Source organism: Streptomyces sp. NPDC001599, assembly GCF_042893535.1.
In the GTDB taxonomy this organism is placed as follows: Bacteria; Actinomycetota; Actinomycetes; order Streptomycetales; family Streptomycetaceae; genus Streptomyces.
On sequence record NZ_JBIAVA010000004.1, the window covers coordinates 335,344 to 358,377 of the forward strand.

The following is a 23,034-nucleotide window of genomic DNA, read 5'->3' on the forward strand; positions in this document are numbered from 1 at the left end:
CCTCGACCGAACGGAGCTCCCCCGCCATGAAAGTCGCAGTCCTCGGCGCCGGGGCGATCGGCGCCTACGTCGGCGCCGCGCTCCACCGTGCGGGCGCCGACGTGCATCTCATCGCCCGTGGACCGCATCTGGCGGCCATGAGGCAGTACGGAGTACGGGTGCGCAGCCCGCGCGGCGACTTCACCGCGCATCCGCACGCCACCGACGACCCGGCCGAAGTCGGCCCGGTCGACTACGTGTTCCTGGGTCTGAAGGCGAACTCGTACGCGGCGTGCGGGCCGCTGATCGAGCCGCTGCTGCACCCGGCCACGGCGGTCGTGGCCGCCCAGAACGGCATCCCCTGGTGGTACTTCCACCGGCACGGCGGCCCGTACGACGGGCGCCGCCTCGAAAGTGTGGACCCGGCCGGCGCGGTCAGTGCGGTGCTCGCGCCCGAACGGGCCGTCGGCTGCGTCGTGTACGCGGCCACCGAACTCGAACAACCGGGCGTCGTACGCCATGTGGAAGGCACCCGGTTCTCGATCGGCGAGCCCGGCCGGGAGGTCTCGCCGCGGTGCACGGCGCTCAGCGAGGCGATGCGGTCGGGTGGCCTGAAGTGCCCGGTCGAGCCGGACCTGCGCAACGACATCTGGCTGAAGCTGCTGGGCAACATCTCCTTCAACCCGATCAGCGCCCTGGTCCGGGCCACCATGCGGCAGATGTGCCTGCACGGCGGCACCCGCGAGGTCATCGAGACCATGATGACCGAGACGCTGGCGGTCGCCGCGGCCCTCGGCTGCGAAGTCGGCGTCTCCATCGAACGCCGGCTCGCGGGCGCCGAGCGGGTCGGCGACCACCGCACCTCCACGCTCCAGGACCTGGAGCGCGGCAAGCCGCTCGAACTCGACGTCCTGCTCGCGGCCGTCGTCGAGCTGGCGGAGATCACCGGGGTCCCGGTGCCCACCCTGCGCACCGTGCACGCCCTGTCGGACCTGCTCGCGCTGAGGAGCGCCGCATGAGGAAACGCGACCGAACCCCCAAGACCTACACCCGCCTCACCCACCCCCTGGTCCGGGACTCGCGCGACGAGCCCTTCCGCCGGGCGACCTGGGACGAGGCCCTGGACCGCACGGCCCGGGGCCTGGCGGCGGCGCGCGGCGCGTTCGGGATGTTCTCCTGCGCGCGGGCGACCAACGAGATGAACTACGTGGCGCAGAAGTTCGCCCGGGTGGTCATGGGCACCCACAACGTGGACTCCTGCAACCGCACCTGCCACGCGCCGAGCGTGGCGGGCCTGTCGGCCGCCTTCGGCTCGGGCGGCGGCACCTCCTCCTACGAGGAGATCGAGCACACCGACGTCATCGTGATGTGGGGCTCCAACGCCCGCTTCGCGCACCCGATCTTCTTCCAGCACGTACTGAAGGGCATCCGGGGCGGCGCCCGCATGTACGCGGTGGACCCGCGCCGCACCTCCACCGCCGAGTGGGCGGAGAGCTGGCTCGGACCGAACGTCGGCACGGACATCCCGCTGGCGCACGCGGTCGGCCGGGAGATCATCCACGCGGGCCTGGCCAACGAGGCGTTCATCGAACGCGCGACGACGGGCTACGACGACTACAGGGCCCTGGTCGAGCCCTGGACCCTCTCCCTCGCCGAGAAGGTGACCGGCGTACCGGCCGCCGCCATCCGCGAGCTGGCGCACGCCTACGCCCGTGCCGAGCGCGCCCAGCTGTGCTGGACCCTCGGCATCACCGAGCACCACAACGGCACGGACAACGTCCGCGCCCTGATCAACCTCTCCCTGCTCACCGGCCACGTGGGCCGCTACGGCTCCGGACTCCAGCCCCTGCGCGGCCAGAACAACGTGCAGGGCGGCGGCGACATGGGCGCCATCCCCAACCGCCTCCCCGGCTTCCAGGACGTCCTCGACCCGGAGGTCCGCCGGAAGTTCGAGACGGCGTGGGACACGGTGGTCGAGCCGCACCACGGCCTCACCCTGACGGAGATGTTCGAGGCGATGGACGAGGGCACACTCCGCGCCGTCTACTGCATCGGCGAGAACCCGGCCCAGTCGGAGGCGGACGCCGAACAGGCGGTGCGCCGCCTGCGCGCCCTGGACTTCCTGGTGGTCCAGGACATCTTCCTCACCAAGACCGCGGAACTGGCCGACGTGGTCCTCCCGGCGACGGCCGGCTGGGCGGAGACGGAGGGCACCACCACCAACAGCGAGCGACGCGTCCAACGGGTCCGCAGGGCGGTGACCCCGCCCGGGGAGGCCCGCGAGGACATCGACATCCTCTGCGACCTCGCCGCCCGCCTGGGGCACGACTGGAAGTACGCCGACGCCGAGGCGGTCTGGAACGAGCTGCGCTCCCTCTCCCCCGACCACCACGGCATGACCTACGCCCGCCTTGAGGAGCACCAGGGCATCCAGTGGCCGTGCCCGAGCACGGAGGAGCTGGAACCGACGTACCTGCACGGCAGGCTGTGGGCCCGGGACCCGGCCGCCCGCGGCCGCCTCGCCCCCTTCGGGCTCGTCCGGCACGACCCGCCCGTGGACCTCACCGACGAGCAGTACCCGATCCGGCTGACCACGGGACGCCGTCTCGACTCGTACAACACGGGTGTGCAGAGCGGCAGTTACTCCTCTCCCTTGCGCCGCGGCGAGTCCGTCGAGCTCTGCCCGGAGGACGCCGAGCGCTACGGGGTGGTGGTCGGCGAGGAGGTCCGGGTCACCTCCCGGCGCGGTTCACTCCTCGCGCCCGTCTGGGTCGACACGGCCCTGCGCCCGGGCCTGGCCTTCATGAGCTTCCACTTTCCCGACGAGGTGGACACCAACCAGCTGACCATCGAGGCGAACTGTCCCATCGCCGGGACGGCGGAGTTCAAGGCCTCGGCGATCCGGATCGAGAAGGTGAGCGCCAGTGGACCTGCGCTTCGGTGACAGCAAACCCACGGACGAGGAACGCGCGGCCGTGGACGCCCTGCTCGGCCCGCCCGAGTCCTCCTGGGAGGGCGCGGACCGCTCCGACGCCGACCTCAGGTGGGCACGCGGCGGCCGCGAGGCCCGGGACCGCCGCGACCAGCTCCTCCCGGCCCTGCACGCGCTCAACGACCGCGTCGGCTGGATCAGCGAGGGCGCCCTGGACTACGTGTGCCGCCGCCTGACCGTGCCCCCGGCCGAGGCGTACGGGGTGGCCACCTTCTACGCCATGTTCTCGGTCCGCCCCCGCCCGGCGACCGTCCTGCACGTCTGCACGGACCTGGCGTGCACGGCGGCGGGGGCGAGTGAACTGTCCGCGGCGGTGGAGGCGCGGCTGGGCCCGGCGAGCGGCGTGAAGGTCGAACGCAGCCCGTGCCTGGGTCTGTGCGAGCGCGCCCCGGCGACCCTGGTGATCCGGGCGGGTGCCCCAGCCCGTCCGGCACAGGAAAACACTCCAGCCCGTCCAGCACAGGAGGACACTCCAGCCCGTCCAGCACAGGAGGACACTCCAGCCCGTCCGGCGCAGGAGGACACTCCAGCCCGTCCGGCGTTTGAGGACGAGGCCGTCCAGGCCGAAAGCGGGGGTCCGGGGGCGGCAGCCCCCGGGGACGGGAACGGGAAGGGGCGGCGGGGGCGAAACACCCTCCACGCCACGGCAGTATGCGCCCCCGCGACCCCGGACGCAGCGGTCCAAGCCGCCACCGCCCCCGAATCCGCTGCCACCGAACCCACCCCCGAATCCGCCGTCCCCCAGTCCGGCGACCCCACCCTCACCCTCCTCCACCGCATCGGCACCACCGACCCCACCTCCCTCGACGACTACCGCGCCCACGGCGGCTACACCGCCCTCCGCCGCGCCTTCGCCCTCGGCCCCGCCGCCGTCATCCGCGAGGTCACCGACGCCGGACTGGTCGGCCGCGGCGGCGCCGCCTTCCCCACCGGCCGCAAGTGGCAGGCGACGGCCGCCCAGCCCGACCACCCGCACTACCTCGTCTGCAACGCCGACGAATCCGAGCCGGGCACGTTCAAGGACCGCGTCCTCATGGAGGGCGACCCGTACGCCCTGGTCGAGGCGATGACGATCGCGGCCTACGCGACCGGCGCCCACCGTGGCCACCTCTACCTCCGCGGCGAGTACCCCCGCGCCCTGGCCCGCCTCACCCACGCCATCGAGCAGGCCCGCACCCGCGGCCTGCTCGGCGACGACGTCCTCGGCCAGGGCTACGCCTTCGACATCGAGATCCGGCGCGGCGCCGGCGCGTACATCTGCGGCGAGGAGACGGCCCTGTTCAACTCCATCGAGGGCCACCGCGGCGAGCCCCGCTCCAAGCCGCCGTTCCCGGTCGAGAAGGGCCTGTTCGGCAAACCCACGGTCGAGAACAACGTGGAGACCCTGGTCAACGTCCTCCCCATCCTCACCATGGGGGCCCAGGCCTACGCCGCGATCGGCACCCCGACATCCACCGGCCCGAAGCTGTTCTGCGTGTCCGGCACCGTGGCCCGCCCCGGCGTCTACGAACTCCCCTTCGGCGCGACGCTCGGCGAGCTGCTCACCCTCGCCGGCGTCCGCGACAACCTCCGTGCGGTCCTGCTCGGCGGCGCGGCCGGGGGTTTCGTCCGCCCCGACGAACTCGACATCCCGCTCACCTTCGAAGGCACCCGCGAGGCGGGCACGACCCTGGGCTCCGGCGTCGTCATGGCCTTCGACGACACGGTCCCGCTTCCCCGCCTGCTCCTGCGGATCGCCGAGTTCTTCCGCGACGAGTCGTGCGGGCAGTGCGTGCCGTGCCGGGTCGGCACCGTGCGCCAGGAGGAGGCCCTGCACCGGATAGCCGACCGCACGGGCGCCGCGGCGGCCGACGACATCGCCCTGCTCCGCGAGGTCGGCCGCGCGATGCGGGACGCCTCGATCTGCGGTCTGGGGCAGACCGCGTGGAACGCCGTGGAATCCGCCATCGACCGTCTGGGGGCGTACGAATGACCGCGATACCGCTCGGAGTGCCGCGCCGTCTGGTGGAGTTCACCCTCGACGGGCAGGAGGCCCGGGTCCCCGAAGGGTCCACGATCCTCGACGCCTGCCGGGCCGCCGGGAAGGACGTCCCGACCCTGTGCGAGGGCGACACGCTCACCCCGAAGAACGCCTGCCGGGTCTGTGTGGTGGACGTCGAGGGCGCCAGGACCCTCGCGCCCGCCTGCTCGCGCCGGGCGGAACCGGGCATGGTGGTGCGCACGGACACCGAGCGCGCTCGGCACAGCCGCAAGGTCGTCCTCGAACTCCTCGCCTCCTCTGTCGACCTCTCCACGACCCCCTCGGTCGCCCAGTGGATCAAGGAGTACGAGGCGAAGCCCGACCGCTTCGGCCCGGACGCGGCCCGCGTCGACGCGGAACCGCGCGTCGACAACGACCTCTACGTGCGCGACTACGGCAAGTGCATCCTCTGCTACAAGTGTGTGGACGCCTGCGGCGACCAGTGGCAGAACAGCTTCGCCATCTCCGTCTCCGGCCGCGGCTTCGACGCCCGGATCTCGGTCGAGCACGACGGCCCGCTGACCGATTCCGCGTGCGTGTACTGCGGCAACTGCATCGAGGTGTGCCCCACCGGCGCCCTGTCCTTCAAGTCCGAGTTCGACATGCGGGCGGCGGGCACCTGGGACGAGGAGCGGCAGACCGAGACGACGACGGTGTGCGCGTACTGCGGTGTGGGCTGCAATCTCACGCTCCATGTGCAGGACAATGAGATCGTGAAGGTCACCTCTCCGCACGACAATCCGGTGACCCACGGCAACCTGTGCATCAAGGGCCGCTTCGGCTACCAGCACGTACAGAACCGGGACTGACCGGCACACCGACCGGCGCAAGGGGCACGAACATGGGACGAGTCACGGAACGACGCAAGGTCATCCGCATCAGGGACGGAGCGGTCTCCACCCGCCCGGACACGCTCGTCGCCGAGGAACCGCTGGAGATCCGGCTCAACGGCAAGCCCCTCGCCATCACCATGCGCACTCCCGGCGACGACTTCGCGCTGGCGGCGGGCTTCCTGGTGAGCGAGGGAGTGCTCGCCGAGCAGGGCGACCTGCAGAACATCGTGTACTGCGCGGGCGCCACGGCCGACGGTTCCAACACCTACAACGTGGTCGACGTGAAGACCGCCCCCGGCGTGCGGATCCCCGACATCACGCTGGAGCGGAACGTCTACACCACCTCCTCCTGCGGCCTGTGCGGCAAGGCGAGCCTGGACGCGGTGCGCACGACGGCCCGCTGGCCCATCGCCGACACTCCCCCGGTCCGCGTCACCCCGGAGCTGCTGGCCGGCCTGCCCGACCGGCTGCGGGCGTCCCAGCGGGTCTTCGACCGGACCGGCGGGCTGCACGCGGCGGCGCTGTTCACCGAGGACGGCGAACTGGTCGACGTACGGGAGGACGTGGGCCGGCACAACGCGGTCGACAAGCTGGTCGGGCGTGCCCTGCAGAACGGGGACCTGCCGTTGTCCCGTTCCGTGCTGCTGGTGTCGGGCCGGGCCTCCTTCGAGCTGGCGCAGAAGGCCGTGATGGCGGGCATCCCGGTGCTGGCCGCGGTGTCGGCGCCGTCCTCGCTGGCCGTGGACCTGGCCGCCGAGACCGGGCTGACGCTGGTGGGCTTCCTGCGCGGCAGCTCCATGAACGTGTACGCGGGTGAGGACCGGGTCGCCCTGCGGGCCGCGGCCGCCCAGGGCTGACGCGCCACCCCGCTGCACGGCGGCGGGGCCCCTGCCGGCGGGGAGCGCCCCCTGCGCCGCCGGGGCCCCGCCTCGACCGCGTCCCGACACGCGGGAAGCGGCGCGGTCCCCGTGGGCACGGGACACCTCTTGTACTGATGTGCGCACGAAGGTTTCCCCCCTCTCCAGCCGCCCGAAGGGCAGACCGCGCCATGCCGCCCCGACCTCCCCGCTCCCTCTGGCTCGCCCTGGCCGCGTCGTGCGCGCCGGCCCTCCCCACGCCCCCGGTGTTCGCCCAGCCCGGCGAGCGGGCGCCGGAGTTCGGGGAGCAGGTTCTCTTCGACGCGGCCCGGGACCCGGGCGGCTACGCCTGCTTCCGCATCCCGGCGATGGTGCGCACGACGGACGGCACGCTGCTCGCCTTCGCCGAGGGCCGCGTCCTCGACTGCGCGGACGCCGGTGACATCGACATCGTCCTGAAGCGCTCCGCCGACGGCGGTCGCACCTGGGGCCCGCTCCAGGTCGTCAACGACGGCGGCGGTGACACCCACGGCAACCCGGCCCCGGTCGTCGACCGCGCGACCGGCCGCGTCCTGCTGCTGGAGACCTACAACGCCGGCCGCACGGACGGCGCCAACTGCGCGGTGCCCTGCGCCCGCACGCCGCACCTCCAGCACAGCGACGACGGTGGCCGCACCTGGTCCGCGCCCCGCGACCTGGGGCCCGAGATCCTGCCGCCCGACTGGAACGCCTGGTACGCCACCGGCCCCGTGCACGGCGTGCAGCTCACCGGCGGCGCCCACCCCGGCCGGCTCGTCGTCGGCGTCAACGCCGAGACCTGGGACGGCGAGCGAAGCGAGATGGGGGTCCCCCCGGCCGGAGGCTGGGGGAGGGTCACCGCCAACCACGCGGCCCTCGTGGTCAGCGACGACGGCGGCGAGCACTGGAGGACCGGCGCCACCGACACCTGGCCCGTCGCCGCCGACGGCACCTTCCGGCAGAAGCCCTCCGAACTGACCCTCACCGAACGCGCCGACGGCGCCCTCCTGGTCAGCGGCCGGGAGGAGAACGGCACCGACCCCGGCCACCGCACCCAGGCCCTCAGCCGGGACGGCGGCGACAGCTTCGCGGCGCCCTTCCGGGCCCTGCCGGGCCTGTACGCCCCGCAGGTACAGGGCGCGGTGCTGCGCCTCGGCGACCGCATCCTGCTGTCGGCGCCCGCCGACCCCGACCGCCGCCGGACGATGACGGTCCGCTCCTCCTGGGACGGCGGCACCACCTGGGACGGCGTGGACCGCGGCACGGTCGTCACCCGGGACTGGTCGGGCTACTCGGACCTGGTGTCCGTCGACGACGGCACCCTGGGCCTGCTGTACGAGGGTGGGGCGTCCGACGCCCGGGACGAGATCCGCTTCGCCCGCTTCACCGAGGACTGGCTCGCGCCGCGCCGGCCCGCCGACCCCACCACCCCCGACCTCGCCCCCGGTGCCGCGCCCGCGACCGTGCTCGGCGGCGCCGGGACGACCACGGACGGCGCGGTGGGCGGCGCGCTCGCGTTCGACGGCGCGAACGACGCCGTACGACTGCCCTACGACGAGCGGCAGGCGCTCGGGGAGCGGGACTTCACGGCGTCGCTGTGGTTCCGGTACTCGGCGGCCGACGGGGAGCAGCCGCTGCTGTGGATGGGCGGTGTCGGCACGACGCAGCCCCAGGTGTGGCTGCGTGCCGAGCCGGGCGCCGGGCGGGTGCAGGGGCTGATCACCGCGCGCGACGGCGCGGCGGCGCGCTCGGCGTGGGTGCGCACCGACGGGGCCCACAACGACGGGCGGTGGCACCATCTGGCGCTGCGCCGCGGCGGGGGCCGGCTCACGCTGTTCCTCGACGGTGCGGCGGCGGCGGAGGCGGCGGACGTTCCGGGTTCGGTCAGCCGGAACTCGCCCTTCGGCGTGCACGTCGGGGAACGGATGGACGGCCGGGCCCGCTTCACCGGCGCCGTGGACGAGGTGCGGGTGTGGAACCGGGCCCTGACGGACGCGGAGATCACCGCGGGTGCGCCGCCCGCCGCCCTCTCGGGCACCGTCCTGCACCTGCCGCTGGACCGGGTGGACGAGGCGGGCACGGGCGGCTGACCGGCACCGCGCGGGTGCGGACGCCTCAGCCGGAACGGCCGCCGGTGCCCACCGCGGTGCGCACCGGGGCGGCGTCCCGCTCGGCCGGGAGCGCCTGCGGGTCGCGCGACCGGCGTTTGGCGATCACCGCGCACACCATCAGCTGCATCTGGTGGAAGAGCATCAGCGGCAGCACCGCCAGCGAGGCCTGGGCGCCGAACAGAACGCTCGCCATGGGCAGTCCGGCGGCGAGGGACTTCTTGGACCCGGCGAACTGGATCGCGATCCGGTCCTGGCGCCCGAAGCCGAGACCCTTCGCCCCGTACCAGGTCAGGGCCAGCATCACGGCCAGGAGCACCGCCTCAACGGCCAGCAGCCCGGCCAGCCGCGCCGGGCTCACCTGGTGCCAGATGCCCTCGACCATGCCCTCGCTGAACGCGGTGTAGACGACCAGGAGGATGGAGCCGCGGTCGACGAGCCCGAGCACCCTCTTGTGCCGGGCGACGAAGCCACCGATCCACCGGCGCAGCAGTTGCCCGGCCACGAACGGCACCAGCAGTTGCAGCACGATCTCCACCACCGAGTCGGCGGAGAACCCGCCCCCGCCGCTGCCCAGCAGGGCGGCGGCCAGCAGCGGTGTGACGACGATGCCGACCAGCGAGGAGAAGGACCCGGCGCAGATGGCGGCGGGTACGTTGCCGCGGGCGATGGAGGTGAAGGCGATCGACGACTGGATGGTCGACGGGACCAGGGTGAGGAAGAGCAGGCCCTGGTGGAGGGGATCGGTCAGGAGCACCGGGACCAGACCGCGCGACGCGAGGCCGAGCAGTGGGAAGACGACGAAGGTGCAGGCCAGCACGGTGACGTGGAGCCGCCAGTGCCGTACGCCGTCCATCGCCTCACGGGTGGAGAGCCGGGCGCCGTAGAGGAAGAAGAGGAAGGCGATCGCGCCGGTGGAGGCACCGGAGACGACGTCCGCGCCCGTACCGCGGGCCGGCAGCAGCGCCGCGAGCCCCACCGTGCCGAGCAGCAGCAGGATGTACGGGTCGATCGGCATCCGACGCGGCCAACGCAGGCGTTTCACGGTGCTCCACTTGCTCGCTGCTTACTCGTACTGCTCGCTGCTTGCTCGTACTGCTTGCTCGTACTGCTCGTTCGAAGGGGTCACGGGTCCCCGCTCCATCGTGCTCCCCCGTCCGGCGATCGGGAATCCGGCATACCGCTCTGACTGTCATCACGATCACCGATGACCACCGCTAGGCTGGCGGCATGTACGACCCCTCCCACCTGCGTACGTTCCTGTCGGTGGCCCAGACGCTGAGCTTCACGCAGGCCGCCCGGCGGCTCGGGCTGCGTCAGTCGACGGTGAGCCAGCACGTGCGGCGGCTGGAGGACGCCACCGGGCGGCAGCTGTTCAGCCGGGACACGCACTCCGTGGAGCTGACGGAGGACGGGGAGGCGATGCTCGGGTTCGCGCGCCGGATCCTGGAGGTGCACGAGCAGGCGACGTCCTTCTTCACGGGCACCCGGCTGCGCGGGCGGCTGCGGTTCGGGGCCTCCGAGGACTTCGTGCTGACCCGGCTGCCGGAGATCCTGGAGGCCTTCCGGTACGACCACCCGGAGGTCGACCTGGAGCTGACGGTGGAGCTGTCGGGCACCCTGCACGAGCAGCTGGCGGCCGGGAAGCTGGACCTGGTGCTCGCCAAGCGGCGGCCCGAGGACCCGCGCGGCGAGCCGGTGTGGAGCGACCGGCTGGTGTGGATCGGCGCGGAGCGGCTGCGCCTCGAACCGGACCGCCCGGTGCCGCTCATCGTCTACCCGCCGCCCGGCATCACCCGCGCACTCGCCCTGGACGCCCTGCAGCGGGAGGGCCGCGCGTGGCACATCGCGTGCACCAGCGGCAGCCTGAACGGTCTGATCGCCGCCGCCCGCGCGGGCCTCGGGGTCATGGCACACTCCCGCGGTCTCGTCCCGCCCGGGCTGGTACGGGTGCCGGACCGGGCCGGGCTGCCCGAGCTGGGCGGCGTCGACTTCGTGCTGGTGCACGGCCGGCGCCGCCCCTCGGCGCAGGGCGCGGCGGACGCGCTGGCGGCGGCGATCCTGGCGGGCGGCGACCGGCTGCACCGGCCTCAGCGGACGGGCCTCTGATAGGTCAACCGCTTGACGCGACGCAGGAGCGGGGACGCCTCCAGGTGCTGGACGCCCTCCAAGTGGCCGAGCGGTCCGCTCAGGTAGGTGTAGAGGTCGGCGGTGCTGCGGACGACGGCGGTGGCGATGATGTTGGACGGCCCGGCCGTCGCGGCCACGTGGGCGATCTCGTCGTGGGCGGCGAGGGCCTCACCGACCCGGTGGAGGGCGGCGGGGCTGGTGGTGATCCACAGGGCGGCGTCGGTGCGGTAGCCGAGGATGTCGGGGTCGTACTCGACGTCGATGTAGACGGCACCGGAGGCGAGCAGCGCGGCGAGGCGGCGCTTGACGGCGGACTCGGAACGACCGGTGGCGCGTTGGAGTTCGGGGTAGGTGGCCCTGCCGTCCCGTTCCAGGACGGCGAGCAACGGCTCGTCCTCGGGGTCGATGCGGGCCGGTCCCTGCCGGGCGGGATCCGGCTCGGTCCGCAGTGCCGCCACCTGCTCCTCGCTGAGCACGCCGAACTTGCGGAGCCAGCCGCTCGGCCCGCCGTAGAAGCGGTGCAGCATCTGGTGGGCGTGGATCTCCAGCACGCGCGGGGTGCGCGGCAACTTGCCGAGGAGCAGGTCGTCGCGGGCGCCGGGGCTGCGCGGTCGGGTTCCGAGGATGACCTCCGTGCCGCCGCTGGCCACCCCGATCCAGTTGGTGTCCGGCCGCTTCGCGAGGGCGTCCGCGATGGCCGCGGAACTGTCGGGCACGCAGCGCAGCCGCAGCGTCCAGTGGTCCTGGCCGAGCCGCTCGGCGTCCCGGACGGCCACCACCCGCAGCCCGCCCTCGGCGCACAGCCTGCGGTAGCGGCGGGCGACGGTCTGGTCGGAGACGCCGAGTACCGCCCCGATGCGGCTGAAGGACGCGCGGCCGTTCACTTCCAGGGCGTCGAGCAGCCCCAGGTCGAGTTCGTCGAAGGAGTCGGATTCCATCCGCATGGCGGTCTTCCCTGTCGGATTCCGTCGCAAGGTTGCCGTGAACCGATGCGATCGGCCGGGCGCGAACCATCGTACGGAGGCAGGCAACGACGTACGACACGGGAGAGAAGACGGAACATGCGTACATGGGGACCGCTCACGGCGGTGTGTCTGGGGACGTTCATGCTGTTGCTGGACGTGACGATCGCGGTCGTCGCGCTGCCGGACATGGCCCGGGGGCTGCACGCCTCGCTGAGCGATCTGCAGTGGGTGATGGACGGCTACGCGCTGGCGCTGGCCGCCCTGCTGCTGGGGCTCGGCGCCGCGGCCGACGTCCTGGGACGGCGCCGGGTGCACGTGGCGGGCGTGGTGCTGTTCGCGGTGGCGTCGCTGCTGTGCGGGCTGGCCACCGGGCCGGGCATGCTGGTCGCCGCGCGCGGGTTGCAGGGGCTGGGCGCGGCGGCGATGTTCGCCACCACGCTGCCGCTGCTCGGCTCGGTCTACCAGGGGCGCCGGCGGTCGATGGCGCTCGGGGTGTGGGGCGCGGTCAGCGGGGCGGCGGCGGCCGTGGGCCCGGTGCTGGGCGGGCTGCTCACCGACGGTCCGGGCTGGCGCTGGATCTTCTGGGTGAACCTGCCGGTGAGCGTGGCGGCGGTCTGGCTGACGCTGCGCGTGGTGCCGGAGTCGCGCGGGGCGGCCGGGCGCCGGGTGGACTGGGCGGGTACGGCCGCGTTCGCGGCGTTCGCCGGGGCGGTGACGTACGGGGCGGTGCGGGCCGGGTCGCACGGATGGACGGAAGGCGGCACGCTCGTCTCCTTCGTGCTCGCGGTGGTGGCGCTGGGCGCGTTCGTCGCCGTGGAGCGCCGGGTCGCCGATCCGCTGCTCGACCCGCGGCTGTTCCTGCGCCCCGCGTTCTCGGGCGTGATGCTGGGCGGGCTGGCCTTCAACGCGGCGGCGTTCGGTGTGATGGCGTACACCTCCATATGGCTGCAGACGATGCTGGGGATGAGCCCGGTGCGGGGCGGTCTGGTGTTCGTGTGGCTGTCGCTGGCGTCGTTCGTGGTGGCCGCGGCGGGCGGGCGGCTGCTGCACGGGGTGCCGGCCCGGCTGACCATCGGGGGCGGGCTGCTGCTGATCGCGGCGGGGCAGTTCTGCATGGCGTTCCTGGACGCGGGCTCCACCGCGTCCGCCCTGGTGCCGGGGCTGCTCCTGGTGGGCGTCGGAACGGGCCTGGTGTCGCCCGGCATCGCGGGCGCGGCGCTGGCCGCGGTACCGGCGGAGCGGTCCGGCATGGCCGGGGGTGCGGTCAACACCTTCCGCCAGCTCGGGTACGCGCTCGGCATCGCCGTGTTCGGCACGGTACTGACCTCGCGGATGGAGGACACGCTTGCGCACGACGCGGCGCACGGGCTGGCGGGCGGTGCGGCGGGCGCCCTGCGGGGCGTGTTCGGCGAGCACGCACTGCGGGCCTCGTTCGCCTCCGGACTGAACGCGGCCGCGGTGGCCGCGGGCGCGGTCGCGGCGGTCGCCGGGGTGCTGGTGCTCGTCCTGGTCAGGGCCGAACGCGGGGGCCGGAATGCCGGTGTGACGGATTCGGCGCCGCCCGCGCTGAAAGAGGAGGAGGCCGTTCCGGCACCCCCGTACCGGCGGTAAGCGGGTCGTACAGATTCGGTGGAGATTACGGCACCGAACCTTACTCAACCGTCAGGAATCTGTCCGACCACTCCCCATGTGAGCGCATTTCCTCTCGCTGACCAGCGCGAACATGAGCCCTGTTCGATTTTGGCGCCCCTCCCGTCCTCGCGCCGGGTGGGGTAGCTTTCACCGCGCTGTGCGGGGGCGACATCGAAAAGCGGGGATCGAAAAGCGGGGAGCGGGGTTTGCGCGAGTTCACCAGTCCTCCGTTGACGTTGGCACCACCGGTGGGCGGTCTGGCCGACGTCGTCTTCCAGCATGCCGAGGAGGATCCGCGGCACATCGCACTCGGCCGCAAGGACGAGGCCGGGCAGTGGCGGGACGTCACCGCCGGTGCCTTCCGCGACGAGGTACTGGCCCTCGCCAAGGGGCTGCTGGCCCAGGGCATCCGTTTCGGCGACCGGGTCGCCATCATGTCCCGCACCCGCTACGAGTGGACCCTGTTCGACTTCGCCCTGTGGACGATCGGCGCCCAGGTGGTGCCGATCTACCCGACCTCCTCGGCCGAGCAGTGCATGTGGATGCTCTACGACGCCGAGGTGACGGCCGCGGTCGTGGAGCACGAGGACCACGCCATGACGATCGCCACCGTCATCGACCGGCTGCCGCACCTGCGCGGTCTGTGGCAACTGGACTCCGGCGCCGTGCAGGAGCTGTACGACGCGGGCGCGCACCTCGACGACGAGGTGGTCCACCGGCACCGCAAGGCGGTCACCCCGGAGTCGGTCGCCACCGTCATCTACACCTCGGGCACGACCGGCCGCCCCAAGGGCTGTGTGCTGACGCACGGCAACTTCATGTACGAGGCGGACACCGTCATCGCGCGCTGGGAGCCGGTGTTCCACTCCAAGCGGGGCGACGAGGCGGCGACGCTGCTCTTCCTGCCGCTCGCGCACGTCTTCGGGCGGATGGTGGAGGTCGCGGCGATCCGCGGCCGGGTCCGCTTCGGCCACCAGCCGCAGCTCAACGCCGCGGCGCTGCTGCCCGATCTGGCCGCCTTCCGGCCGACCTTCATCCTGGCGGTGCCGTACATCTTCGAGAAGGTGTTCAACGCGGCGCGGCGCAAGGCCGAGAAGGAGGGGAAGGCCGGTCCCTTCGAGAAGGCCGTGGACGTGGCCGTGAAGTACGCGGAGGCGGTGGAGGCGAAGGCCTGGGGCGACGGCCCCGGTCCGTCGGCGGGTCTGCGCATGCAGCACCAGCTCTTCGACAAGCTCGTCTACGCCAAGGTGCGGGCCGCGATGGGCGGGCGCATCCGCAACGCCATGTCGGGCGGCTCGGCGATGGACCGGCGCCTCGGGCTGTTCTTCGCGGGCGCGGGCGTGCAGATCTACGAGGGCTACGGCCTGACCGAGTCCACGGCGGCCGCCACCGCCAACCCGCCCGAGCGCACCCGCTACGGCACCGTCGGGCAGCCCGTACCGGGCGTGACCGTGCACATCGCGGACGACGGCGAGATCTGGCTCAACGGCGACAACGTCTTCGAGGGCTACCTGAACAACCCCAAGGCGACCGACGAGACCCTGCACGACGGCTGGCTGGCCACCGGAGACCTGGGCGCCCTGGACGAGGACGGCTACCTCACCATCACCGGCCGCAAGAAGGAGATCCTGGTGACCTCCGGCGGCAAGAGCGTCTCCCCGGGGCTGCTGGAGGAGCGGGTGCGCGACCATCCGCTGGTCAACCAGTGCATCGTCGTCGGCAACGACCGCCCCTACGTGGCCGCCCTCATCACCCTGGACACCGAGGCGGTCGAGCACTGGCTGACGATGCGCAACAAGCCGCAGATGTCCCCGGCCGACCTGGTGCACGACGCCGACCTGGAGACGGAGGTGCGGCGCGCGGTCGTCGCGGCCAACACGCTGGTGTCCCAGGCCGAGTCGATCCGCACCTTCCGCATCCTCGCCCAGCCGTTCACCGAGGAGCACGGGCTGCTGACCCCCTCGCTGAAGCTGAAGCGCAAGGCCATCGAGAACGCCTACGGCACCGAGGTCGAGGCCCTTTACACAGCGTGAGTTCCACGGTCAGGAATGCGTCCGGGCTCGTGATCGTTGACGATATGAGTACCACCTGACCACAACCGAAGGATCAAGAGCTCGTGAGCAGCAAGGTCCCCCCGATCATCCTGAACAACGGCGTCGAGATGCCCCAGCTGGGCTTCGGCGTCTGGCAGGTGCCGGACGACGAGGCGCAGACCGCCGTCGCCCTGGCCCTGGAGGCCGGGTACCGCAGCATCGACACAGCGGCGATCTACGGCAATGAAGAGGGCACCGGCAGGGCGATCGCCGCCTCCGGTCTGGCCCGCGAGGACCTCTTCGTCACCACCAAGCTCTGGAACAGCGACCAGGGGTACGACTCCACCCTCCGCGCCTTCGACACCTCGATGGCGAAGCTCGGCCTGGAGTACCTCGACCTCTACCTGATCCACTGGCCCATGCCGGCCAGGGAGAAGTACGTCGACACCTACAAGGCGTTCGAGAAGCTCCTGGCCGACGGCCGGGTCCGCGCCATCGGCGTGTCCAACTTCCTGCCGGAGCACCTGGAGCGGCTGACCGCCGAGACGTCGGTGATCCCGGCCGTCAACCAGATCGAGCTGCACCCCCACCTCCAGCAGCACGCCGCGCGCGAGGCGCACGCGGAACAGGGCATCGCCACCGAGGCCTGGTCCCCGCTCGGCTCCGGCAAGGGCATCCTGGACATCCCGGCGATCGTGGCGATCGCCCAGAAGCACGGGCGCACCCCGGCCCAGGTCGTGCTGCGCTGGCACCTCCAGCTGGGCAACGTGGTGATCCCGAAGTCCGTGACGCCGTCGCGGATCAAGGAGAACATCGACGTGTTCGGCTTCGCCCTGGACACCGAGGACCTCGCGGCGATCAGCGCGCTCAACGAGGACCGGCGGCTGGGCTCGGACCCGGCGGACGTCAACTCCTGAGCGGTGCCGCACACGGTGGCCCGGCCGCGCGTGCGGCCGGGCCACCGATCGAGGGCGGGCCTCAGACCGGGCGCACCGCCGTGTAGACGGTGTGCGCCACCAGTACGAACAGGTCCTGGCGCCGGTGCACGCCCGCCTCGTCGGCGGGGTCGAGCAGCCGGCCCAGGGTGGCGCGGTCCTCGGCGTCGAGACGCTCGCCGATCCGCTCGCGCAGCCGGGACAGTGACGTGGTGACGTAGTCACGGGCCGCGTCGGAGAGGGGCGCGGGCAGGTCGAGCAGGAAGCTGCGGGTGCCGGTGTGCTTCAGTCCGGCGGCCGTCAGCATCGCGGGCCAGTCCTCGGCCTCGGCCACGGAGTCCGGCAGGTCCGCGCGCATCTCGGCGAACGCGTCCTCCTCCACGGCGCGGATCCTGGCCTGGAGCCCGGGGCGCCCGGTCCCGATGTCACGGGGCAGGAACCGGGCCGGCAGTCCGCCCTCCAGGATCGCCAGGGTGCCGCCGGGCGCGAGGTGCCCGCCGAGAGCGGCGAGGGCGGCTCGCTGATCGGGGAGGTGGTGCAGGCTCTGGCTGGCCCACATCAGGTCGGCCGGGTAGTCCAGCTCGGCCAGTGCGCCGGGCAGGTCCCCGGCGAGGGTGCCGAAGCGGTCGCCGAAGCCGAGCCGCTCGGCGCGGGCGCGGGCCCGGTCCAGGAGCGGTCCGGCGCCGTCCGCGGCGACCACGCGGGCGCCGGGGAAGGTGTCGGCGAACAGCGCCGAGACGACGCCGGGTCCGCTGCCGACGTCGACGATCAGACCGGGCTCCGTGATCTCCCCGGCCAGCCAGGACAGGGCCTGCCGGTACAACGGCGTGTACAGCTCGGCCTGCGCCTCGAGGTGCGGGGCCATCTCGGACCAGTCGATGTCGTCGTGGTCGTGCGTGTGCGTGTGCTGCGTGTGACCGTGCCCGTGGCCCTGTTCGTCGGCGGTGCCGTGCGGGTCGTGGTGATGGTCGTCGTGATGGTGGTCGTGCGCCATGCCGGTCAGCCTCCCGTTCGCGGTGCCGCCAGCGTGCGACGACTCACCGGCCCGGTGCAACCGGTGTTGCCGCTCCCGCAAAAAAGAGGAGGCCACCGGGGCCCGGCCCGCAAGGACCGGGCCCCGGCGGCTCACCCGCGCCGCGCGCGCGGGAAGCCGCTCACGACAGGGGCGGATAGGCGTTCTTCATCAGCTCCTGGAACTGCGCGGAGAACCAGGCCCCGGAGATCGGGGCGTCGGGCAGGGCGCCCGACATGTTGTTGCCGTTGCGCTCGTTGCCCGTGTAGGTGGGGTCGCACATCCGGTCGAAGCCCTTGCCGTCCGGGTTCTCGATCAGCTTGCTGGAGCCGTCGGACTCGCCCGGGGGCTTCATCCACACGTACGCGTCGATTCCGGCGGCGGGGCTGGCCTGCGGGCGCTCACCGAGGCCGGCTCCGGACTGGTTGCACCAGTTGCCGAGGTGGATGCGGCGGTCGTAGCGCCCGCCGTCCACGTAGGTGTTCACGTCGGTCGTCGCGCCCGGTCCGGTGGGCCGGTCGGCACCGCCCCAGCCGTTGCGGGAGGTGTCGATCAGCATGCCGAGGTTGCTGTCGAAGCCGAGCGAGACCAGCTTGTCGCGCATGGCCTGGGCGTAGGACAGCTCGTCGGTGTACTGGTTCCAGTCGACCCAGTCGGACTGACGCACGGAGGTCCCGTTCACCGAGTCCGTGATCTTGAAGTTCTCCTCCTTCAGGGCGCTGTAGTTGGCGGTGTTGACGATGAAGCCGTGCACGTCGTCGAGGGTCGCGCCCTCGGTGGTGGCGGCGGTCTTGAACATCTCGGCGGAGGGGCCGAAGTTGCTGTCCCAGCCGAGCCAGCCGTGGTGGCCCGCATCGACGTAGTTGTAGACGTTGCCGGCGTCGCCGAGCTTGTTCAGGGCGTAGCCGACGCCCTTCTGGTAGTTGCCGTTGGCCTTCATCACGTCGCAGTTCTCCGTGGCGGTCGGCCGCCCGGAGACGTTGGTGATCAGGTTGGGCAGCGAGTCGATCTCGACCGTGGTGACGATCCGGAGGTCCGCGTACTTCGAGTCGGAGAGGATCTCGGCGATCGGGTCGATGTACTCGGTCTTGTACCGGTCGATCTCGGTCGGGCCCAGCTCGCCGTTGGAGGCGAGGGCGGAGCAGTCGCGTCCCGGCAGGTTGTAGATGACGAGCTGGACGACCATCTCGCCGGAGCCCTTCTGCTCCAGCGCGGCGTCCAGGTGGTCGCGCAGGCCCATGCCGCCGTTCGCGCCCTCGATGGCGGCGATCCGGTCGAGCCACACCCCGGTCGGCTCGTCGGCGATGCGGTCACCGCCGGGTTCGGCGGCTGCATGGGCGGACCACTCGGGGTTCACGTAGACCTGGGCGCCGTCATAGGGGTTGTCCACCCGGTCGCCCGGGCCGGTGGGGTCGGTCGGCGGGTCGGTCGGATCGGTGGGCGGGTCCGTGGGGTCGGTTCCGCCGTCGACGTTGCAGGTCACGCCGTTGAGGGTGAAGGTGGCCGGGATCGCGTTGCTGCCGCTGTAGGTGCCCTGGAAGCCGAAGCTCGCAGAACCGCCCGTGGACAGGGTGCCGTTGTAGGACTCGTTGGCCGCGGTGACGGCGGCACCGCTCTGAGTGACCTTCGCGTTCCAGCTGTTGGTGACCTTCTGGCTGCCTGCGTAGGTCCATCCCAGCGACCAGTTGGACGTGGCGGCACCGTTGTTGGTGACGGTCACGGCAGCGGTGAATCCGCTTCCCCAGTCGTTCTGCACCTGGTAGTCGACGGTGCAGGCGGCGGCCGTGGCCCCGGCGCTCGCGGAGTGGGCGGCCAGTGCCGTGCCCGAGGCGCCGGCGACCAGGGTGAGGGCGGCGAGCATCGCGGTTCTGGTACGGGTCATGAGTGCGGGTTCCTTCTTTCGTGGGGGTGCTGCTGTCGTCCCGGGCCGCGCTCGTGCCGGTGCGGCCCGCTGCCGATCGGCATGGGGGTGCCGTCGTGATCGGAGGTCAGGAACGGCCCGCGGGCACGGTGGAACTGCCCGAGGGGTGAGCGATCCGGCACACGGGCCGGCGAGGCGTGGGACACGTAGCGGCCACGGCTGCGGCAACGGCTAAAAGTCCTGAACGCGGGGGGTGGAGCGGGGGGTGGCGCATGAGCGACTCCTTGCAGTTCGGGCGCGTCGTGACGGACGCGTCGACTGGTGGAACCGCTCCCACTGGTGCAGCGAAGGTAGCGCCAAGTGACGGCAAAGAACAGAGGAGTTACCGACTTTCTCCCCGTCGGACCTGTCGAATCTTTTCGACTGTTCACACATCTTGACCGCACCAGGCACCCTCTCCACTATGGGAGCGCTCCCACTGGTTCAAGGCTTGTTGCTCCTCCCCCACCCCCTCCCCGAGCCGCAAGGAGGAACCAGCACCATGCACTCAGGACACAGACCCAGACGCCGCACCGCGCGGCGCTGGTGGACCGCCGCGCTCGCGGCGCTCGCACTCCCTCTCACGATGCTGGGCACAGGTTCGACTCCGGCCCAGGCGGCCGCACTTCAGTGCAGCGTGGACTACAAGACCAACGACTGGGGCGCCGGCTTCACCGCGGAGCTGACGCTGACCAACCACGGCACCGACGCCATCGACGGCTGGACGCTGACCTACTCCTACGCGGGCAACCAGAAGCTCACGAACGGCTGGAACGGCACCTGGTCGCAGTCCGGTCAGAACGTCACCGTGAAGAACGCGTCGTACAACGCGCGGATCGCCGCCGGGGCCGCCGTCTCCACCGGCGGACAGTTCACGTACAGCGGCAGCAACGCCGCGCCGGCCGACTTCGCGGTCAACGGCACCTCCTGCACCGGCGCCCACCAGCCGCCGATCACCGTGCTGACCAGCCCGGAAGCGGGCGCCGTCTACTCGCGGGGCGAGGCGGTGCCGCTGGCGGCCACGGCAGCCGCCGCCGACGGCGCCACGATCAGCAAGGTGGAGTTCTACGACGACGCCACCCTGCTGGGCACCGACACCAGCTCGCCCTACACGTACTCCGCCTCTGGCTTGACCGTGGGCAGTCATTCCCTGGTGGCGAAGGCCTACGACAGCATGGGTGCCTCCGCGGACTCGACCCCGGTCGGCGTCACGGTGGCCGCGGGACCGACCGTGGTCGCGTCACCGAGCCAACTGGGCGTACAGCAGGGCGAGTCGGGGACCTACGAGGTCAAGCTCTCGGAGCAGCCGACGGCGGAGGTGACCGTCACGACCACTCGTGCGAGCGGCAACACGGGCCTGACGCTCACCGGCGGCGCGAGCCTCACCTTCACCCCGTCCAACTGGGACACCGCCCAGCGGGTGACCGTCTCGGCGGACGCCTCCGGCAGCGGCTCGGCGGTCTTCGAGTCGACGGCCCCGGGCCACGGCAAGGCCACGGTCACCGTGACCGAACTGGCGGCGGCGAAGGACTACGACGCCCGCTTCCTCGAGCTGTACGGCAAGATAACCGACCCGGCGAACGGCTACTTCTCGCCCGAGGGCATCCCCTACCACTCGGTGGAGACCCTCATCGTCGAGGCACCGGACCACGGCCACGAGACCACCTCGGAGGCGTACAGCTACCTGCTGTGGCTCCAGGCCATGTACGGCAAGGTGACCGGCGACTGGACGAAGTTCAACAACGCCTGGGAGATCATGGAGACGTACATGATCCCCACCCACGCCGACCAGCCGACGAACTCCTCCTACAACGCCTCGAAGCCGGCGACCTACGCGCCCGAGCTGGACACGCCGAACGAGTACCCGGCGCCGCTGGACGGCACCGTGTCGGTGGGCGCGGACCCGATCGCCGGTGAGCTGAAGTCGGCGTACGGCACGGACGACGTGTACGGCATGCACTGGCTCCAGGACGTCGACAACACCTACGGCTACGGCAACTCGCCCGGCAAGTGCGAGGCGGGCCCCTCGGACACCGGCCCGTCCTACATCAACACCTTCCAGCGCGGCGCGCAGGAGTCGGTGTGGGAGACGGTGCCGCAGCCCACCTGCGACGCCTTCAAGTACGGCGGCAAGAACGGCTACCTGGACCTGTTCACCGGTGACGCTTCCTACGCCAAGCAGTGGAAGTTCACCAACGCCCCGGACGCCGACGCGCGTGCCGTGCAGGCCGCCTACTGGGCGGACATCTGGGCCGGGGAGCAGGGCAAGAGCGACGAGATCTCCGCGACCCTGGACAAGGCCGCGAAGATGGGCGACTACCTGCGCTACGCCATGTTCGACAAGTACTTCAAGAAGGTCGGCAACTGCGTCGGGCCGTCGGCCTGCCCGGCGGGCACCGGCAAGGACTCCTCGCACTACCTGCTGTCCTGGTACTACGCCTGGGGCGGCGCGGTGGACACCTCGGCGGGCTGGGCCTGGCGCATCGGCTCCAGCCACACCCACGGCGGCTACCAGAATCCGCTGGCCGCGTACGCGCTGAGCACGGACGCCGACCTGAAGCCGAAGTCGGCGACCGGCCAGTCCGACTGGGCCAAGTCCCTGGACCGCCAGGTGGAGTTCTACCGCTGGCTGCAGTCCGACGAGGGTGCCATCGCGGGCGGCGCGACCAACAGCTGGGCGGGCCGCTACGCGACGCCGCCGGCCGGTACACCGACCTTCTACGGCATGTACTACGACGAGAAGCCGGTGTACCACGACCCGCCGTCCAACCAGTGGTTCGGCTTCCAGGCGTGGTCCATGGAGCGGGTCGCCGAGTACTACCAGCAGAGCGGTGACGCCGACGCCAAGGCGGTCCTGGACAAGTGGGTCGACTGGGCACTGTCGGAGACGACGGTGAACCCGGACGGCACCTTCCGGATCCCCTCGACGCTCCAGTGGTCGGGGCAGCCCGACACCTGGAACGCCGCGTCCCCGGGCGACAACGGCGACCTGCACGTCACGGTCGCGGACTACACCAACGACGTCGGTGTGGCGGCGGCGTACGCCAAGACCCTGACGTACTACGCCGACCGCTCGGGCGACACGGAGGCGGCCTCGACCGCCAAGGCGCTGCTCGACGGCATGTGGGAGAACAACCAGGACGCGCTCGGCATCGCCGTCCCGGAGACCCGCGCCGACTACAACCGGTTCGACGACGGGATCTACGTCCCGAGCGGCTGGAGCGGCACCATGCCGAACGGCGACACGGTCGACGCGTCGTCGACCTTCGCCTCGATCCGCTCCTTCTACCAGGACGACCCGGCGTGGTCGAAGATCGAGAGCTATCTCCAGGGCGGCGCCGCGCCCACGTTCACGTACCACCGGTTCTGGGCCCAGGCGGACATAGCCCTCGCCATGGGTTCGTACGCGGAGCTACTGGAATAGCCCCCGCGGAGCGCTCCGCGGGTTGGGCGGTTCGATTTCGGCTGCGGGCCGTGTGTGGCTGGTCGCGCAGTTCCCCGCGCCCCTTTCAGGGGCGCTGGGGGCACCGCTTCTTCCTCGGTGCGCTTGACGGCTCCGTGTGCACGGTCTTGTCACCGGACGACGAGACCACCTGACCGGGCGGCCCCGACCACGCCGG

Annotated in this window: 15 protein-coding genes; 11 read left to right on the forward strand and 4 right to left on the reverse strand. The window is 71.9% G+C overall.

All coding sequences use genetic code 11. From position 1 onward, the window contains the following. The first annotated feature begins 26 nt into the window (after window positions 1-26). The 6 genes from ACFYZ3_RS14140 to ACFYZ3_RS14165 all read left to right on the forward strand — a co-directional run bounded on the left by ACFYZ3_RS14140 (window position 27) and on the right by ACFYZ3_RS14165 (window position 8,789). A complete protein-coding gene (locus tag ACFYZ3_RS14140) occupies window positions 27-998 on the forward strand; it encodes a 2-dehydropantoate 2-reductase (protein WP_388516488.1) in 972 nt (323 codons plus the stop codon). Beyond that, the gene (locus ACFYZ3_RS14145; protein ID WP_388516491.1) at window positions 995-2,923 is read left to right on the forward strand and encodes a molybdopterin oxidoreductase family protein; all 1,929 of its coding nucleotides are present in this window, start codon (window positions 995-997) and stop codon (window positions 2,921-2,923) included. Before ACFYZ3_RS14140 ends, ACFYZ3_RS14145 begins: the two co-directional genes overlap by 4 nt. Then, complete coding sequence (locus ACFYZ3_RS14150; protein ID WP_388516494.1) at window positions 2,904-4,943, forward strand: NAD(P)H-dependent oxidoreductase subunit E; 2,040 nt, start codon at window positions 2,904-2,906, stop codon at window positions 4,941-4,943. Before ACFYZ3_RS14145 ends, ACFYZ3_RS14150 begins: the two co-directional genes overlap by 20 nt. Beyond that, a complete protein-coding gene (locus ACFYZ3_RS14155; RefSeq protein ID WP_385972536.1) occupies window positions 4,940-5,800 on the forward strand; it encodes a 2Fe-2S iron-sulfur cluster-binding protein in 861 nt (286 codons plus the stop codon). Before ACFYZ3_RS14150 ends, ACFYZ3_RS14155 begins: the two co-directional genes overlap by 4 nt. A gap of 32 nt (window positions 5,801-5,832) precedes the next feature. Next, on the forward strand, window positions 5,833-6,681 hold the full coding sequence (fdhD, locus tag ACFYZ3_RS14160; RefSeq protein ID WP_388516497.1) for a formate dehydrogenase accessory sulfurtransferase FdhD: 849 nt from the start codon (window positions 5,833-5,835) through the stop codon (window positions 6,679-6,681). Between the two features lie 191 nt (window positions 6,682-6,872). Further along, entirely contained in the window at window positions 6,873-8,789 is a 1,917-nt protein-coding gene (locus ACFYZ3_RS14165) for an exo-alpha-sialidase (RefSeq protein WP_388516500.1), read from the forward strand. 25 nt (window positions 8,790-8,814) lie between these two features. On the opposite strand, the gene ACFYZ3_RS14170 is transcribed toward ACFYZ3_RS14165, so the two are convergent. Beyond that, entirely contained in the window at window positions 8,815-9,825 is a 1,011-nt protein-coding gene (locus ACFYZ3_RS14170; RefSeq protein WP_388516862.1) for a bile acid:sodium symporter family protein, read from the reverse strand. A 212-nt stretch (window positions 9,826-10,037) separates the two neighbouring features. Between ACFYZ3_RS14170 and ACFYZ3_RS14175 the strand changes: the two genes are divergently transcribed. Then, complete coding sequence (locus ACFYZ3_RS14175) at window positions 10,038-10,916, forward strand: LysR substrate-binding domain-containing protein (RefSeq protein WP_388516503.1); 879 nt, start codon at window positions 10,038-10,040, stop codon at window positions 10,914-10,916. On the opposite strand, the gene ACFYZ3_RS14180 is transcribed toward ACFYZ3_RS14175, so the two are convergent. Further along, window positions 10,898-11,881: an Lrp/AsnC family transcriptional regulator gene (locus ACFYZ3_RS14180; RefSeq protein WP_388516506.1), complete on the reverse strand. Its 984-nt coding sequence runs from the start codon at window positions 11,879-11,881 to the stop codon at window positions 10,898-10,900. The genes ACFYZ3_RS14175 and ACFYZ3_RS14180 overlap by 19 nt on opposite strands. 117 nt (window positions 11,882-11,998) lie before the next feature. Between ACFYZ3_RS14180 and ACFYZ3_RS14185 the strand changes: the two genes are divergently transcribed. From ACFYZ3_RS14185 to ACFYZ3_RS14195, 3 genes are all read left to right on the forward strand, one after another. Continuing rightward, the gene (locus ACFYZ3_RS14185; RefSeq protein ID WP_388516509.1) at window positions 11,999-13,513 is read left to right on the forward strand and encodes an MFS transporter; all 1,515 of its coding nucleotides are present in this window, start codon (window positions 11,999-12,001) and stop codon (window positions 13,511-13,513) included. A gap of 227 nt (window positions 13,514-13,740) precedes the next feature. Then, window positions 13,741-15,567, forward strand: coding sequence for an AMP-dependent synthetase/ligase (locus ACFYZ3_RS14190; RefSeq protein WP_388516512.1), 1,827 nt, complete (start codon window positions 13,741-13,743; stop codon window positions 15,565-15,567). An 83-nt stretch (window positions 15,568-15,650) separates the two neighbouring features. Then, a complete protein-coding gene (locus ACFYZ3_RS14195) occupies window positions 15,651-16,484 on the forward strand; it encodes an aldo/keto reductase (protein ID WP_388516515.1) in 834 nt (277 codons plus the stop codon). A gap of 61 nt (window positions 16,485-16,545) precedes the next feature. Here ACFYZ3_RS14195 and ACFYZ3_RS14200 read toward each other — a convergent pair whose 3' ends face one another. Both ACFYZ3_RS14200 and ACFYZ3_RS14205 read right to left on the reverse strand, forming a co-directional pair. Beyond that, a complete protein-coding gene (locus ACFYZ3_RS14200) occupies window positions 16,546-17,496 on the reverse strand; it encodes a class I SAM-dependent methyltransferase (RefSeq protein ID WP_388516518.1) in 951 nt (316 codons plus the stop codon). Between the two features lie 160 nt (window positions 17,497-17,656). Next, window positions 17,657-19,396, reverse strand: a complete 1,740-nt coding sequence (locus ACFYZ3_RS14205) for a cellulose 1,4-beta-cellobiosidase (RefSeq protein ID WP_388516520.1) — start codon at window positions 19,394-19,396, stop codon at window positions 17,657-17,659. A gap of 520 nt (window positions 19,397-19,916) precedes the next feature. Here ACFYZ3_RS14205 and ACFYZ3_RS14210 point away from each other — a divergent pair. Continuing rightward, window positions 19,917-22,838, forward strand: a complete 2,922-nt coding sequence (locus ACFYZ3_RS14210) for a glycoside hydrolase family 48 protein (protein WP_388516523.1) — start codon at window positions 19,917-19,919, stop codon at window positions 22,836-22,838. The last annotated feature ends 196 nt before the right edge of the window (window positions 22,839-23,034 follow it).